A 14473-nucleotide genomic window follows, 5' to 3' on the forward strand; every position below is an offset into this window, starting at 1 on the left:
CCGGGAGTCTCGGACGTCACCGGTCTGACGCCCGGCGCCGGAGGACGTCTTCGGGATCCGACCGGGTCCGGCGCTCCCCCGGGGCGACCGCGCCGGCCGCGCGCCGTCCAGGGGACGCGGCCGGCGGTGCGGTCAGTAGGGCGAGCCGGTCCTGGCCTCCTCCGGCCAGCCGGTCCCGCTCCCGTCGTGCGCCTCGTCCGCACCGGAGTGGGGCAGGCGGCCGGCCACCTGCTCCTTGGCCATGGTGGTCACCTTGGAGACCTGGGCGCCGACCAGGCCGGCGGCCTCCTGCACGGACGGGTTGTCGGTCACCCGCTGGGCCATCCGCTTGATCTGCTCGTAACGCTCCCGGCCGGCCCGGCTACCAAGGACGTAGCCCACCGCCAGACCCGCGCAGAACATCATCCGATAACGCATCTCCACCTCCACAGGCGTGCTCAGCCGGACCCTACCCACGGATCGCGATTCCTCCCGCACCTACCCCGAGCCGTCGATGCGACACGCACTCCCGGAGTGCGCTAATCTATTCATGCGCCGCAGGGAGCAGGGAGAAAAACCCCGGCTCACAAGGCGCAGAGCGCGATCCCGTGTAGCTCAATCGGCAGAGCAGCCGGCTGTTAACCGGCAGGTTATAGGTTCGAGTCCTATCGCGGGAGCCACCTCAGGAGGCCCCGGGAGCACCGCTCCCGGGGCCTCCTGCTGTTTTTCCCGCTCCCGCTGTCTCCGTTCGGGGGACAAATCACGGTGAATCACAGAAAATGATGGACGCCGCACTCTGCGTCGCCGTGAACGCGTCACCGTGACCACGCGAGTGATCAGCTGTTCGGTCACGTCGGTGGGCACGGCCACCGACCGCGTTCGGCGATCACGCCGGGGCCCGCGTCCAGCGAGGCGGGCCACGCGACGGCGCGGGGCGCGGTCGCCGCGGACCACAGCGGTCGCAGTGGGGAAGGGCCACTGCGCGCAGGGCACAGGGCCGCCCGGAAACGGCCGCCGTGCCCGTGAGTCACACATGGGTGGTTGGTTCAGTGCTGACCTGGCGGAGGTCCCGGCGTCGTGCGCCGGAGCCGGTGCACGACGTCCGAGTTCCCCACGAGCCCGCGCCGGAGCGCGCGGTGCCGCACGCCGACACGGCGGCCGCGGAGGATTACCTGAGGCTGTTCCACGCGGAGAACCCCGCCGCGGGGCCGGTGGAGCCGCGGCTGCGCGAGGTGCGGGCCGAGATAGCGAGAACGGGGACCTACACGCACACGCCCGGCGAGCTGGTCTTCGGGGCCAGGGTGGCCTGGCGCAACAGCGGCAGGTGCATCGGGCGGCTCTACTGGAGGTCGTTGCGCGTCCGCGACCGCAGGCACGTGAGCAGTCCGGAGGGCGTGGCGGTGGAGTGCGTCGAGCACCTGCGGGACGCGGCGCCCGGCCGCCGGATCCGCCCGACGATCACGGTCTTCGCCCCGGACCGCCCCGGTGCGCCGGGGCCGAGGATCTGGAACGAGCAGCTGATCCGGTACGCCGGGTACGAACTGGACGACGGCTCGGTCGTCGGCGACCCCCGGTACGCCGCCTTCACCACCATGCTCCGCAAGCTCGGCTGGCAGGGCGGTCCCGGCACGCCGTTCGACGTGCTCCCGCTGGCGGTCTCGGTGGGGGGAGGGCCGCCGCTGCTGTCGGAGATCCCCGGCGACGCGGTGCTGGAGGTGCCCCTGTCCCATCCGTCCTACCCTTGGTTCGAGGAGTTCGGGCTGCGCTGGCACGCCGTACCGGCGATCTCGAACATGTGCCTGGAGATCGGCGGGATCTGCTACCGGGCGGCGCCGTTCAACGGTTGGTACATGGGGACCGAGATCGGCGCGCGGAACCTGGCCGACGAGGACCGCTACGGCATGCTGGCGGCCGTGGCCCGGCGGATGGGCCTGGACACCGGCAACGACCGCTCGCTCTGGCGCGACCACGCGCTGGTGGAGCTGAACGTCGCGGTGCTGCACTCCTTCGAGCGGGCGGGGGTGACGATGACCGACCACCACACCGAGGCGCGGCGCTTCCTGATCCACCTGGAGCGGGAGGAGAAGGCGGGCCGGGCCTGCCCGGCGGACTGGAGCTGGATCGTTCCGCCGATCTCGGGCTCGGCCACCCCGGTCTTCCACCGCTACTACACCGACCTGCAGCTGTCCCCGGCGTTCGTGCACCACCCCGACTCGCTGGAACGGGGGCTGGGCCGCGGCGCCGCACCGGGCTGGTGACCGGCGTGGTTCCGGGCCGGTGACCGGCGCGGATCCCGCAGGAGGGGGGGCGCCGCTGTCCCCGGAGGGGGAAACGGTGTAGAACGTTATTCTGTGGTTCGGAGGAAGGGGCGGAGAATGCTGGATCTGGTGCTGTCGTCGATCGACCGGGGCGTGCTGACCCTGACCTTCAACCGGCCGGACCGGCTCAACGCCTGGACCGACGCGATGGGCCGGCGCTACTTCGACCTCCTGGCCGAGGCCGAGAAGGACCCGGAGGTCCGGGTGATCGTCGTCACCGGTGCCGGGAGGGGGTTCTGCGCCGGAGCCGACTTCCAGACGCTCAACGCCATCCAGGACGGCTCCTACGCCGAGGAGCCGGACCCGCGCCCCCACACCTTCCCGACCACCGTCGGCAAGCCCGTCATCGCCGCGGTCAACGGCGCCTGCGCCGGGCTCGGCATGGTCCACGCCCTGGTCTGCGACCTGGTCTTCACCGCCGCGGAGGCCAAGTGGACCACCGCCTTCGCGCGGCGCGGGCTGATCGCGGAGTACGGGCTGTCCTGGATCCTGCCCCGGCTGATCGGCCAGGGCAGGGCCATGGACCTGCTGCTGTCGGGCCGGACCTTCACCGGGGCGGAGGCCGCCGGGCTCGGCCTGGCGGCCCGGTCGGTGCCCGGGGAGAACCTCCTGGAGGAGGTCGCCGCGTACGCCCGCGAGCTGGCGGTGCACAGTTCGCCGGCCTCGATGTCGGTGATGAAGCGCCAGATCTGGGGCGACTGGAACACCACCCTGGAGGCGGCGGAGACCGCGGCCCGGCGGCTGATGGCCGACTCCTTCGGCCGCCCGGACTTCGCCGAGGGCGTCGCCAGCTTCCTGGAGCGCCGCGAGCCCCGCTTCCCGCCGCTGTAGCGGGGCCGCCGTGCGGCCCGGGGCCGCGGGCGGCGGGCTCAGGCGGCTCCGACCGCGGACGGCTCGTCGAACTGGGTCCGGTACAGCTCCTCGTAGCGGCCCCCGGCGGCGAGCAGTTCGGCGTGTGTGCCGCGCTCCACGATCCGCCCGTCCTCGACCACCAGGATGAGGTCGGCGGCCATGATCGTGGAGAGCCGGTGCGCGATCACCAGCGCCGTCCGCCCGTCCAGCGCCTCGCCCAGCGCCGCCTGCACCGCCGCCTCCGAGGTGGCGTCCAGGTGCGCGGTGGCCTCGTCGAGGATCACCACCCGGGGGCGGGCCAGCAGCAGCCGCGCGATCGTCAGCCGCTGGCGCTCGCCGCCGGAGAGCCGGTAGCCGCGCTCGCCCACTACCGTGTCCAGCCCGTCGGGGAGCGCGGCGACGAGCTCTCCGAGCCTGGCGCGGCGCAGCGCCTCCCAGAGCTCCTCCTCGTCCGCCTCCGGCCGCGCCAGCAGCAGGTTCTCCCGGATCGACTCGTGGAACAGGTGCCCGTCCTGGGTCACCATCCCGACCGTCTCGCGGATCGAGTCGGCCGACAGCTCCCGCACGTCCACCCCCGCCAGCCGTACGGCGCCGCCGTCGGCGTCGTACAGGCGCGGCAGCAGCTGCGCGATGGTCGACTTGCCCGCGCCGGACGAGCCCACCAGGGCGACGAGCTGTCCGGGCTCGGCGCGGAAGGAGATCCCGTGCAGCACCTCGGTGGCGTCGCGGCCGTCGAGGACCGCCACCTCCTCCAGGGAGGCGAGTGAGACCCGGTCCGCCGACGGGTAGCCGAAACGCACCTCGTCGAACTCCACCGAGACGGGCCCGTCGGGCACCCGCCGGGCGTCCGGCCGGTCGGCGATCAGAGGCTGGAGGTCCAGCACCTCGAAGACCCGCTCGAAGCTCACCAGCGCGCTCATCACGTCCACCCGGGCCCCGGCCAGCGCGGTCAGCGGCGCGTACAGACGGGTGATCAGCAGCGCGAGTGCGACGACGGAGCCCGCGTCCAACCGCCCGCGCAGCGCGTAGAAGCCGCCGAGGCCGTAGACGAGCGCCAGTGCCAGCGCCGAGACCAGCGTCAGCGCGGTGACGAACGCCGACTGCACCATCGCCGTGCGTACCCCGATGTCGCGTACCCGCCGGGCCCGCGCGGCGAACTCGGCCGACTCCCGCGCCGGGCGGCCGAAGAGCTTGACGAGCGTCGCACCGGGCGCGGAGAACCGCTCCACCATCTGTGTGCCCATCGCCGCGTTGTGCCCGGCCGCCTCCAGCCGGAGCCGGGCCAGCCGGGCGCCCATCCGCCGCGCGGGCAGCACGAACACCGGGAGCAGTACCAGCGCGAGCAGGGTGATCTGCCAGGAGAGCCGGACCATCACGGCCAGCGTGAGTACGAGCGTCACCAGGTTGCCCGCCACCGTGGACAGGGTGTCGGTGAAGGCCCGCTGCGCGCCGATGACGTCGTTGTTCAACCGGCTGACCAGGGCACCGGTCCGGGTCCTGGTGAAGAAGGCGATCGGCATGCGCTGCACGTGGTCGAAGACGGCGGTGCGCAGGTCGAGGATCAGGCCCTCGCCGATGCCCGCCGACAGCCACCGGGTCAGCAGCCCGAGCCCGGCCTCCGCCACCGCGATGGCGGCGATGAGCGCGGCGAGTCCGACGACGACGTCCAGTGGCTCGCCCGCGACGATCGCGCCGACTGCGTCACCCGCGAGCACCGGCGTGGCCACCGTCAGGACGGCCGTCACCACGCTGAGCAGCAGGAAAACGGCCAGGCGGCGCCGGTGCGGCCGGGCGAAGGCGCCGATCCGCCGCAGCGTGGCCACCGAGAACGGGCGCCGCTCCTCCTGGGCGTTCATCGTCCGGTACAGCGCGTTCCAGGCGGTCATCTCCATGCTCATCGGGGACCACCGCCGCCCGTGCCCGTGCCCGTCCCCGCGCTCGTGCTGGTGCCCGTGTCCGTTCCTGTGCCCGTGTTCGTGCCCGTGCCCGTGGGTGCGGGCGCCAGGACGGCCGCGGGGCCGGTGGGCCCGGATCCGTGACGCGGGATCGCGCCGTGTTCCCTCATGACAGTCCCTCGTCCGTAGAAGCCGTGGGCCCTCCTGGGGCCATGAGGCGACCCTAGAACCTCAACTAAAGTTGAGATCAAGCGCGTGAGGCGAGACGCCTCCATCGGCTCGGCCCGGTGGAGGACGCCTCTGCCGGTCCGGTCCGATGGAGGGTGTTTCCACCGGGCCGGGCTCCCGCCCCGCCGTGGCTCCCGCCCCGCTCCGGGCCGCTACGCCGCCGCGGGGACCCGCGCCGTCCGGTCGTCCGGCACGGTCCGGCCGAGGTTCCGGACGTCGGGCAGGAGCAGCACGCCCAGGCAGGAGGTCGCGATCAGGGCCGCGGCGCCGTACAGGGTGGGGGCCGTGCCCGCCGCGGCGGCCAGCGGCCCGGCCAGGGCCATGCCGAGCGGGGTCAGCCCCAGGGAGAGCAGCCAGTCGTAGGCGGACACCCGGGAGAGCGCCTCGGCCGGGATGTGCTCCTGCACGGCCGTCTCCCACAGGGGCGACATGAACGCCAGTCCGCCGACCATCAGCCCGTAGGCCGCCGCGACGACCGGCGCGGGCGCTCCGGCGGCGAGCAGCACGAACGGCGGCGCGCCCAGCGCGAGGGCCAGGTTGGCGGCCACCAGCGGCCTGCGCGGCCTGAACCGGAGCGCCAGCAGCGCGCCGCAGAACGCGCCGGCCGTGCCGCCCTGCGCGATCATCCCCCAGGCCAGCTCACCGCCCAGGTGGGCGACGGCGACCGCCGGGCCGATGGTGATCAGCGCGCAGCGGCCGAGGTTCCACAGGGCGTGGCCGGCCAGGTTGGTCCAGTACCAGCGGTGCCGGCGCAGCTCCGCCCAGCCGTCGGCGAGCTGCCTGCCGAACCGCTCCTGCGGCACGGGCGGGGGCGGCGCCGGTCGCAGGCGGGCCAGCAGTACCGCGCTGACCGCGAACGTCGCGGCGTCCAGGAGGAGCGCCCAGCCCGGCCCCGCGGTCAGCGCCAGCGCGGTCGCGATCCCCGGGCCGAGCAGCATGGAACCGCGGGCGGCGATCGACATCAGCGCGTTGGCGCGGGGCAGGTGCTCGGGGTCGACGGTCGCGGGCACCAGGCCGGTGGTGGCGGGCAGGAAGAAGGCGGAGGCCGCCCCGGAGACGGCGGCCAGCGCCGCGAGGTGGGCGACGTCGACGGTGCCGGTGATCAGCTCGGCGCCCATGAGGGCGTGGGTCAGCGCGCGGACGAGGTCGGCGGCCAGCATCACCCGCTGGCGGGGGAGGCGGTCGGCCCAGACGCCGCCGGGCAGCATCAGCGCCACCGCGGCGACGGACTGGGCGGCCAGTACCAGCCCGAGATCGGTGGCGGAACCGGTCGCGGTGACGATCGCCAGGGCGAGGGCCACGGGGGTGACCGCGTCGCCGAGGTGGGACAGGGCCTGGCCGGTCCAGAGCAGGCGGAAGCGGGGGTCGCGGAGGGGAGTCACGGCGAGAACATTACTACGAAATCAAAATATATCTAGTCGTATTAACTGACGTGGTCGCTAGGCTGGGCGCATGGCGGAACCGGACTCCATCGATCGGCACATCGCGCACTGGTCGCGGGAGTTGCCCGACCTCGACCCCCGGACCGAGGGGATCATCACGCGCCTGCAGATGCTCGTGCGGCGGATGAAGCGGGACAAGGAGTCGGGTCTGCTCGGCACGGGGCTGAAGTACTGGGAGTTCGAGGTGCTCCACCGGCTGGTCGCGGCGGGCGCGCCGTACCGGGTGGCGCCGACGGCGCTGGCCGAGTGGCTGGACACCCACCCCGCCACGATGACCAGCCGCCTCGACCGGCTGGAGCAGGCGGGATACATCGCCCGGGAGCACGATCCGGGCGACCGGCGCCGCCTGCTCGTCACCCTCACCGGTCTGGGGCGGGAGCGATGGGAGGCGGTGATGGACCGGAGGGGCGAGACGGAGGACCGGATGCTGGCCGTGCTCGACGACGGCGAGCAGGAGGCGCTGGCGGCCCTGCTCAGGAAAGTGGTGGCCGGGATCGAGGCGGACGGCCCGCCGCTCATGCCCGACTGGCCCGCTGCACGCTGACCCGCTGCATGCTGACCCGCTGCATGCTGACCCGGTGGATGCGGCCGCGTTCCGGGCCGCCGCGGTCGGCGTGTCCCGTGTCCGTGCTCCGTTTCCCGCGTGCCGGGCGCTCATGGCCCGGTCTGCCCGGTCCATCTGGCCCGCCCGGCCCGCCCGGCGCGAGCCGTTCGGTGCGTCGGGCGGACCGTGGGCGTCTCTCCCACCCCGCGGCGGACCTCCCGTGGTACGGAGGATCCGGGCGGCGGGGGACGGTGACCAGGCGAGGCTCAGGGATCAGACGACGTGGGACAGCCAGTGGGGCGGGGTCGCGAAGGGGGCGGTGAAGGCGGTGACGGCCTCCATCAGGTGGTCGGCCGTGGCGCGGGCGTTGGCGATGACCTCCGGGGGATAGGCGTAGCGGACCTGGTGCTCGGCGAACTCGTCCTCGTCGTCGAGGAAGATCCGGCCGTCGCGCTTGCGGATCACGTCGAGGTCCAGGTCGACCATGGTGACCTCGCCGTCGCGCCACTCGGGCACCGTGGTGATGTCGCAGTAGATCTCGGTCCTGTCCGGCTCGGCGTTGAACAGGGCGGTCCACCAGGCGTCGCGGGGGAAGAGGAGCACGAACGGGTGCTCCCACGCGATCGGGGGCTCGGAGCCCTTGCGGCCGAGGGTGCCCGCGACGCAGCCGGTCCAGACCCCGTGCTCGTCCTCCCCGAGGAGCAGGGCGGTGTGGTGCCAGTGCAGGGAGCCGTCGTACTTCCGATAGGTGACGTTCACGGTTTCGAAGGGCATGTCCCGACCCTAGTCCTCCGGCCGCTCCGGGATCCGGCGGATCGCGCCTCGCCCGGAGGGGCGCGATCCGTCCCGGACGCCGCTCGCCGCCGCCGTCCCGCGTGTCAGTCCCGGTAGGCGGTGGCGTAGAGCTTCCACAGGTCCTCCGGCGTCAGCTCCCGGCCGCTGTCGTCGGCCGCGGCCTGGACGACGCGGGCGAAGTCGGCCCGCCGCTCCTCCGGCAGCTCCAGCCCGTAGTGCTCGCGGAGCAGGTAGGCGACGCCGCCCCGGCCCGACTGGCTGTTGACCCGGATCACCGCCTCGTAGCTGCGCCCCACGTCGGAGGGGTCGATCGGAAGGTACGGCACGGACCAGTGGGCGTCCCGGCCGGCGCGGGCCAGGCCCTTGCCGATGGCGTCCTGATGGGTGCCGGAGAAGGCGGTGTAGACGAGGTCGCCGCCGTAGGGGTGCCGGGGGTGGACCGGGATCCGGATGCACTCCTCCACGGTGCGGCGGACGCGGTCGATGTCGGAGAAGTCCAGCATCGGGTCCACGCCCTGGGAGTACAGGTTGAGTGCGAGGGTGACCAGGTCGACGTTCCCGGTGCGCTCGCCGTTGCCGAACAGGCATCCCTCCACCCGTTGCGCGCCCGCGAGCATGGCCAGCTCGGCGCAGGCCGCCCCGGTGCCCCGGTCGTTGTGCGGGTGGACGGAGAGCACGACCGACCCGCGGCGCTCCAGGTTGCGGTGCATGTACTCGATCTGGTCGGCGTAGACGTTCGGGGAGGCGATCTCCACGGTGGCCGGCAGGTTGTGGACGACCGGCCGGTCGGGGGAGGCGTCCCAGAGCTCGGTGAGGCCGTTGCAGACCTCCAGCACGAAGTCCGGTTCGGTCAGGTTGAACACCTCCGGCGAGAACTCGAACCGGACGCCCTCGCCCGCCAGCCGGGCCATGCGCGTGGCGGCGTCCCTGATCATGGCGTGCACCTCGGCCCGCCCGCGGCCGAGCACCACCTCGCGCCAGACGGGGGCGGTCGGAGTGTAGAGGTGGACGATGGCCCTGGGCAGTCCTTCGACGGCGGCGAACGTCTGCTCGATCAGGTCCGCGCGGGCGGCCGTGAGGACCGAGACCGTCACGTCCTCGGGCACCGCTCCGCTGCGCACCAGATGCCGGACGAAGCCGAAGTCGGTCCGGCTGGCCGCGGGGAAGCCGACCACGATCTCCTTGAACCCCATCCCGACCAGCAGGTCGAACATGCGGCGTTTGCGGGGGGTGTCCATCGGCTCGGCCAGTGCCTGGTTGCCGTCGCGCAGGTCCTCGGAGACCCAGAGCGGGGCCTGGGTGATCCTGCGGGCGGGCCAGGTGCGGTCGGTCAGGGGGATCTCGACCCGCTCATGGGCGGGCAGATACTTCTGGTACGGCATGCCGCTGGGGCGCTGCGGGTTCAGTCGCGGGTTCATCTCGGCCGTCCTCCGGTCGCTCGGTTCTCGGTCGTTCGGGAGCCGACCGGCGGCACGGCATCCCGCGGCGGGGCGCCGGTCGGATCAGACCCCGCCGCGGCGGCCGAGAAGGAGACAGCGCAGCGACATGCCGATATGCTAAGCACACCTCAGCTCCTCAGACAACCTGAGAGGTAGAAATGTCCCTCGGCGCGCTCCGCCCCAGTTCCCTGGTCGACCAGGCCACCCGCCGCCTGCGCGACCAGATCACCTCGGGGGAGTGGCCGGTCGGCACCCGGCTGCCCGGCGAGACCACCCTGGCGAAGGACCTCGGGGTGGGCCGCTCCACCGTGCGCGAGGCCGTCCGCGCCCTGGCCGGAGCCGGGCTGGTGCGGGCACGGCAGGGTGCGGGGGTCTTCGTCGTGGCCACCGAACCCGCCGAGGACTGGCCCGCCCGGCTCCGCCGCGCCGCCGTCGTCCACGTCTACGAGGTGCGCACGCTCGTCGAGGTGCAGGCCGCCCGGCTGGCCGCCGAGCGGAGGACCGACGCCGACATCGCGGCCCTCCACGAGGCGCTGGCCGCCCGGCGCGCCGCCGCCGCGGGCGACGACGCCGCCTTCGTGGACGCCGACATCGCCCTGCACGCCGCGGTGGTGGCGTCCGCGCACAACCCCGTGCTCACCGACCTGTTCGCCGAGTTCGTCCCCGCGCTCCGGCGGGGGCTGATCGATCTGGTGAACCTCCTCGGCCTCCGGCACGGGGACGGCAACCCGGGTGACGACACCCATGCCGCCCTGGTCGGGGCCGTCGAACGGGGAGACGCCGAGGCGGCCTGCCGTACGCTCCAGGACGAGCTGGACCACACGATGGCGCTGCTGCACGAAGCGGCGCGGACCACCGGGGCCAGCGGGACCGCCGGGCCGTAGGCGCCGGGGCTGTTCCCGGTCAGGTCAGGCGGCGGGCGCCGGCGGCCGGGGTCGCGGGGTAGACCTCCGGCGGGGCCCAGCCGCGCTCGGCGTAGGCCAGCAGCACCGAGTCCCGCACCGCCTCCACCCGGTCGTCGGCGACCAGCGCGATCGCCGAACCGCCGAACCCGCCGCCGGTCATCCGCGCTCCCCGGGCCCTGCCCCGGATCGCGGCCTCCACGGCCACGTCCAGCTCCGGGCACGACACCTCGAACTGGTCGCGCAGCGACAGGTGCGAGGCGTTCAGCAGTGCCCCGATCTCGCTCACGGCCCCGGCGCGCAGCAGCCCGACGACCGCCTCCACCCGGTGGTTCTCGGTCACCACGTGCTGCACGCGCCTGCGTTCGTCCCCGGACAGCAGCGCCAGCGCCCCGGCCAGGTCGGTGACGTCGCGCAGCGTGTCCACGCCCAGCCGGGCGGCGGCGCTCTCGCAGTCCTGCCGCCTCCGGGCGTACTGGCCGTCGGCGAGCTCATGGTGGACCCCGGTGTTGATGATCAGCAGCCGGAGACCGTGCGCGGCGAGGTCGAACGGGATGGCCCGGGTCCCCAGCGTCCGGCAGTCCAGGAAGAGGGCCTTGCCCTCCTCGCCGAGGGCCGACGCCGCCTGGTCCATGATCCCGCAGGGCATGCCGACGAAGTCGTTCTCGGCCTTCTGCGCGGCCAGTGCGATCTCCATCCGGGACAGGCCGAGGCCGTACAGCTCGTCGAGTGCGAGGCCGACCGCCACCTCCAGCGCGGCGCTCGACGACAGCCCCGCGCCCCGGGGCACGTCCCCGTCGATCACGATGTCCGCGCCCCGCACCGGGTGCCCGGCCTCCCGCAGCGCCCAGACCACTCCGACGACGTACCGGGTCCAGCCCTCGGCCTGCCGCAGGTCCTCGACGGTGACCGCGGGCCCGGCCGCCTGGAGGGAGCGGAGGCGGACGAGGCCGTCCTGGCGGGGCGAGACCGCGGCGGTGACCCCCCACGGCACGGCGAACGGCAGCACGAACCCGCCGTTGTAGTCGGTGTGCTCACCGATCAGGTTGACCCGTCCCGGCGCGTGCCAGACTCCGTGCGGCTCGGCGCCGAAGGACTCCCGGAAAGCCTCAACAACCCTCATGTTCCAACACTCCTCAACACGGCCTCACCGTACCTTAGCGACCCCGGCCGGTGCTCCCACCGGATCAAGGTCACATCTTGGACCCGTCCGCCCGGTGGATGTGCGAACGGGGCGGACCTTTGGTTGAATGCGTCGGTACGGCTTGCGCGAGGGGCGGTAGCTCAGCCGGTTAGAGCAGGGGACTCATAATCCCTGGGTCGCGGGTTCGAGTCCCGCCCGCCCTACCCCTCACGACCTGCGGCGATGCCGTTCCGTCGATCGTTTCCGTGCCCGGTTCGTCGCCTGGTGGGCGCAATTCTTCGTTCGGTGGGCAACATGGTGTGGGTGACTTGCCGAGGAAGTGAATCGTTTGCAAGGGCGTCCGCTCGTGCTGAGGATGAGTCGCTCCGGGGCGGTGCGGGGCTTTGGGTGCCACGCCAGGCATGCTTCCTGGCTTAGCGGGGCCACCGGTCCGGGGTGTGGGAGCCTGGCCGGACGTGCTTTACTTCGGAACGTGTTCCGAAGTATGGTGCGGTATGGCCATGCCGACCGTCCCGTTCTCCGACCTGTCGAAGCACTCCAAGCAGGTGGCCGAGACCATCGACCGGTTCCACCGCGTGCACGTCAAGCGCCGTGACGGAGAGGACCTGTTCATCTCCACGGCTCGGCACGACCGCCAGCGCGAGGAGACGGCGGACGTGGCGGCTCGCATGATCGCCGCACTGCTGGCGAGCGACGAGGGTATGCGCGCCGTCCTGCACGCCCTGCCCGCGGTCTTCCCCTGGGTGCGGCACCTGTCTGCGGACGAGAGGCGTGAGTTCGTCCGGGAACTCGTCGACGCCACGCGAGACGCGGTCGACCTGGACGTCCACGCCACCCTGCACCGGGTCATCGTCGAATGGCGCGCCACCGCCCGCATCCTGGCCGACCCCGCACTGACCGCGCAGCTCACCCGTCCGCTGCCGGAGGAGGATCACGGCGAGGTGACCGCGCCGTGATCCCCAAACGCGGTGATGCCGTGGCACCGCCGCCGGTCGGTGACGAGTGGCATCTGCGGTTCGCCACCAGTGAGGCGGCCAAGGGCTGGATCGATCTGTGCGCTGAGGTGCCGGGGAATACCCGGCGGTGTTTCGAGGCGCTGCGCACCGATCCGCTGTCGCAGGAGGACCCGGACCGGCAGCACCGGCTGCGCGGCCGTCTCGCGACCGGGACGCTGGGCGGCCGTGAATACCCGCAGTGGGAGTACGAGGTCACCGCGGGCGGCCGTGTGCGCTACCTGGTCGACGAGCCCCGGCGGATCGTCCATCTCGTCTACGCCTCACCCCGGCATCCCAAGGACACCGATGCCTGAAACCCCCGCAGGACGCGCCGCTCCGGATCCGTATCAGTCTGCTTCGAGATGGGCGGCTCGTTCCTCCAGGGGCAGCACAGGCGGCGTGTTGGAGGGCCAATCCCGAGATCCTTCCCGGCTGGATCACCGGACCGAACTGCACGCCTCCGTTGACGACGTTGCGCACGGTGTTCGTTCGCGGGGCGCACAGCTCCGAGTCCAAAGCGCCGAGCAGGCGCAGCAGTTCGGCGGCCGTAACGGGGTCGGACAGCAGCAGACGACGCAGCCGGAGCCGCCATTGGGCCTCCACGTCAGTCGTCATGCCGCCGTCGCGCGTCACAGGCGGCCATGACCTCGCCGTGGGAGATGTCCAGCTCGCGGAGCAGGTCTTCTGCCGCGTGTTTGCCGGCGAAGAAGCGCGTAAGTCTTTCCTTCGCCTGTGTCCAGGAAGCCGTGACCATCAACTCGATCAGCGTCGCTGCTCCCGAACCCGCCAGTGCGGCAAGCTCTGCTTCCACAACCCACCTCCGAGAAACGTCGTCAGGGTCGACATGGTGAACGCCGCGATGCGGCTCATCCGAGATCGCCGACCGGTGGTCCCTCGCCGGGCCTGCCGGAGGGAGGCGCCTCGTCATCGGGCATGAACTCGTCAGGCGCGTCGAATCTGTGTACCAGGTCGTCGGCGATGCCCTGCTTTCCGTACTTGGTGAGGCATTCGGCCACCTGCCTGCTGAACAGGGCACGCTGCGGGTCGCCGTCCGGGAAGTCAGCGGACTGTAAGAAGGCCGCGAAGAGGTCGGCGGCGGAAGGGTCGCACCTCGAGCCGGATGTGCCCGGCTCGCCGTCGTCCGCTGGCCGAGGGGAGGACGGCCACTGGGGCAAATGGCGAAAATGATCGGGAACCTCCTGGTTGTTCGCGGCGGAGGAGACCTGGGCGAGGATGCCTAGATCCTGCACCACCTTCTCCACTTGGTCGTCGTTCCTGGCGAGCCACCAGACCACGGCGCTACCGGGGTCCTTCAGCACGTCCTTCCCCAGGTACTCCCGCCTGCTCTGTTCGTAGGTCCTCTCGTGCTCCCAGACGGCCTTCTGCTTGCGTATCTCTGCGAGTTTGTCCAGCCGCTGCCGGTCGTGATCGGAGAGGGTGAGCACGACCGACTCGGCCATCGCCCGCACACGTTCCGCGGCATCCGGTTGCATCGTGCCCAGCACACCGTTCAGTTCGTGCTGGACGAGCGAGGCTCTCCCCGGAGGCCGGTTCCTCGTGATGGCCATGGCGCGTGCCAAGATCGCGTCGACCGCCAGGCTGCCGAGGTTGGCACCCTCCTCGCCCGTCGTTCCGCCGAGGGGAGACCAGCGCACCGTCGCCGAGAAGAGGAAGTCGTAATCCTCCTCCCGGCTCGGCAGAGCGACGTCGACGACCCGATGCTCCCGGTTCTCCACTGGTGGCGGGAGGAAGTACGTCGGCTCCGTCGGAGAAGCGGCATGCGTCCCGCGACTGAGGTGTCTCACGATGAGGAGGCCGGCGCCGACCACCGCGGCGAGCGCCGCCCACACCCAGGATGGAAGCGGGGCGAACACGATGAGACCGGTGAGAAGCAGTCCCGCGAAGACGGCGAAATACATCGTGATCGTTCTACGGCCGGA

Annotated in this window: 14 protein-coding genes and 2 tRNA genes; 8 read left to right on the forward strand and 8 right to left on the reverse strand. The window is 72.3% G+C overall.

Annotation, left to right across the window (positions count from 1 at the left end):
• Positions 1-132: 132 nt before the first annotated feature.
• Positions 133-417 carry a YtxH domain-containing protein gene (locus HS048_RS13195; RefSeq protein WP_068897077.1) on the reverse strand — a complete coding sequence of 95 codons (285 nt, stop codon included), beginning with the start codon at positions 415-417 and terminating at the stop codon, positions 133-135.
• A gap of 166 nt (positions 418-583) precedes the next feature.
• On the opposite strand from HS048_RS13195, the gene HS048_RS13200 reads away from it, so the two are divergent.
• The 3 genes from HS048_RS13200 (at position 584) to HS048_RS13210 (ending at position 3128) form a co-directional block, all read left to right on the forward strand.
• A tRNA-Asn gene (locus HS048_RS13200) sits at positions 584-659 on the forward strand.
• A gap of 411 nt (positions 660-1070) precedes the next feature.
• Positions 1071-2237, forward strand: a complete 1167-nt coding sequence (locus HS048_RS13205; RefSeq protein WP_307832455.1) for a nitric oxide synthase oxygenase — start codon at positions 1071-1073, stop codon at positions 2235-2237.
• Positions 2238-2354: 117 nt separating this feature from the next.
• Complete coding sequence (locus tag HS048_RS13210; RefSeq protein ID WP_068896840.1) at positions 2355-3128, forward strand: enoyl-CoA hydratase-related protein; 774 nt, start codon at positions 2355-2357, stop codon at positions 3126-3128.
• A 38-nt stretch (positions 3129-3166) separates the two neighbouring features.
• Here the strand turns inward: HS048_RS13210 and HS048_RS13215 are convergent, their stop codons facing one another.
• Together HS048_RS13215 and HS048_RS13220 are read right to left on the reverse strand one after the other, a co-directional pair.
• Complete coding sequence (locus tag HS048_RS13215) at positions 3167-5047, reverse strand: ABC transporter ATP-binding protein (protein WP_068896839.1); 1881 nt, start codon at positions 5045-5047, stop codon at positions 3167-3169.
• 377 nt (positions 5048-5424) lie between these two features.
• Positions 5425-6654, reverse strand: coding sequence for an MFS transporter (locus HS048_RS13220; RefSeq protein ID WP_196467092.1), 1230 nt, complete (start codon positions 6652-6654; stop codon positions 5425-5427).
• A 70-nt stretch (positions 6655-6724) separates the two neighbouring features.
• On the opposite strand from HS048_RS13220, the gene HS048_RS13225 reads away from it, so the two are divergent.
• Positions 6725-7258, forward strand: coding sequence for a MarR family winged helix-turn-helix transcriptional regulator (locus tag HS048_RS13225; protein ID WP_196467093.1), 534 nt, complete (start codon positions 6725-6727; stop codon positions 7256-7258).
• A 273-nt stretch (positions 7259-7531) separates the two neighbouring features.
• Here the strand turns inward: HS048_RS13225 and HS048_RS13230 are convergent, their stop codons facing one another.
• The gene (locus tag HS048_RS13230; RefSeq protein WP_068896836.1) at positions 7532-8032 is read right to left on the reverse strand and encodes a DUF402 domain-containing protein; all 501 of its coding nucleotides are present in this window, start codon (positions 8030-8032) and stop codon (positions 7532-7534) included.
• 104 nt (positions 8033-8136) lie between these two features.
• A complete protein-coding gene (locus HS048_RS13235) occupies positions 8137-9471 on the reverse strand; it encodes a 2-isopropylmalate synthase (RefSeq protein ID WP_307832456.1) in 1335 nt (444 codons plus the stop codon).
• A gap of 179 nt (positions 9472-9650) precedes the next feature.
• On the opposite strand from HS048_RS13235, the gene HS048_RS13240 reads away from it, so the two are divergent.
• Positions 9651-10376, forward strand: a complete 726-nt coding sequence (locus HS048_RS13240; protein WP_068896835.1) for a FadR/GntR family transcriptional regulator — start codon at positions 9651-9653, stop codon at positions 10374-10376.
• 19 nt (positions 10377-10395) lie between these two features.
• Here HS048_RS13240 and galK read toward each other — a convergent pair whose 3' ends face one another.
• Positions 10396-11517 (reverse strand): galactokinase, encoded by a 1122-nt coding sequence (gene galK / locus HS048_RS13245; RefSeq protein ID WP_196467094.1) that lies wholly within the window; start codon positions 11515-11517, stop codon positions 10396-10398.
• 150 nt (positions 11518-11667) lie between these two features.
• Here galK and HS048_RS13250 point away from each other — a divergent pair.
• The 3 genes from HS048_RS13250 to HS048_RS13260 all read left to right on the forward strand — a co-directional run bounded on the left by HS048_RS13250 (position 11668) and on the right by HS048_RS13260 (position 12847).
• Positions 11668-11741: transfer RNA gene (locus HS048_RS13250), tRNA-Ile, on the forward strand.
• A gap of 291 nt (positions 11742-12032) precedes the next feature.
• Positions 12033-12494: a hypothetical protein gene (locus HS048_RS13255; protein ID WP_196467095.1), complete on the forward strand. Its 462-nt coding sequence runs from the start codon at positions 12033-12035 to the stop codon at positions 12492-12494.
• Positions 12491-12847 carry a hypothetical protein gene (locus HS048_RS13260; protein WP_196467096.1) on the forward strand — a complete coding sequence of 119 codons (357 nt, stop codon included), beginning with the start codon at positions 12491-12493 and terminating at the stop codon, positions 12845-12847. Before HS048_RS13255 ends, HS048_RS13260 begins: the two co-directional genes overlap by 4 nt.
• 290 nt (positions 12848-13137) lie before the next feature.
• On the opposite strand, the gene HS048_RS13265 is transcribed toward HS048_RS13260, so the two are convergent.
• Positions 13138-13344 (reverse strand): hypothetical protein, encoded by a 207-nt coding sequence (locus HS048_RS13265; RefSeq protein ID WP_196467097.1) that lies wholly within the window; start codon positions 13342-13344, stop codon positions 13138-13140.
• Positions 13345-13399: 55 nt separating this feature from the next.
• On the reverse strand, positions 13400-14452 hold the full coding sequence (locus HS048_RS13270) for a hypothetical protein (RefSeq protein WP_196467098.1): 1053 nt from the start codon (positions 14450-14452) through the stop codon (positions 13400-13402).
• Between the last annotated feature and the right edge of the window lie 21 nt (positions 14453-14473).

Origin of the sequence: Planomonospora sp. ID91781 (assembly GCF_015711595.1) — a bacterium.
Lineage (GTDB): Bacteria > Actinomycetota > Actinomycetes > Streptosporangiales > Streptosporangiaceae > Planomonospora > Planomonospora parontospora.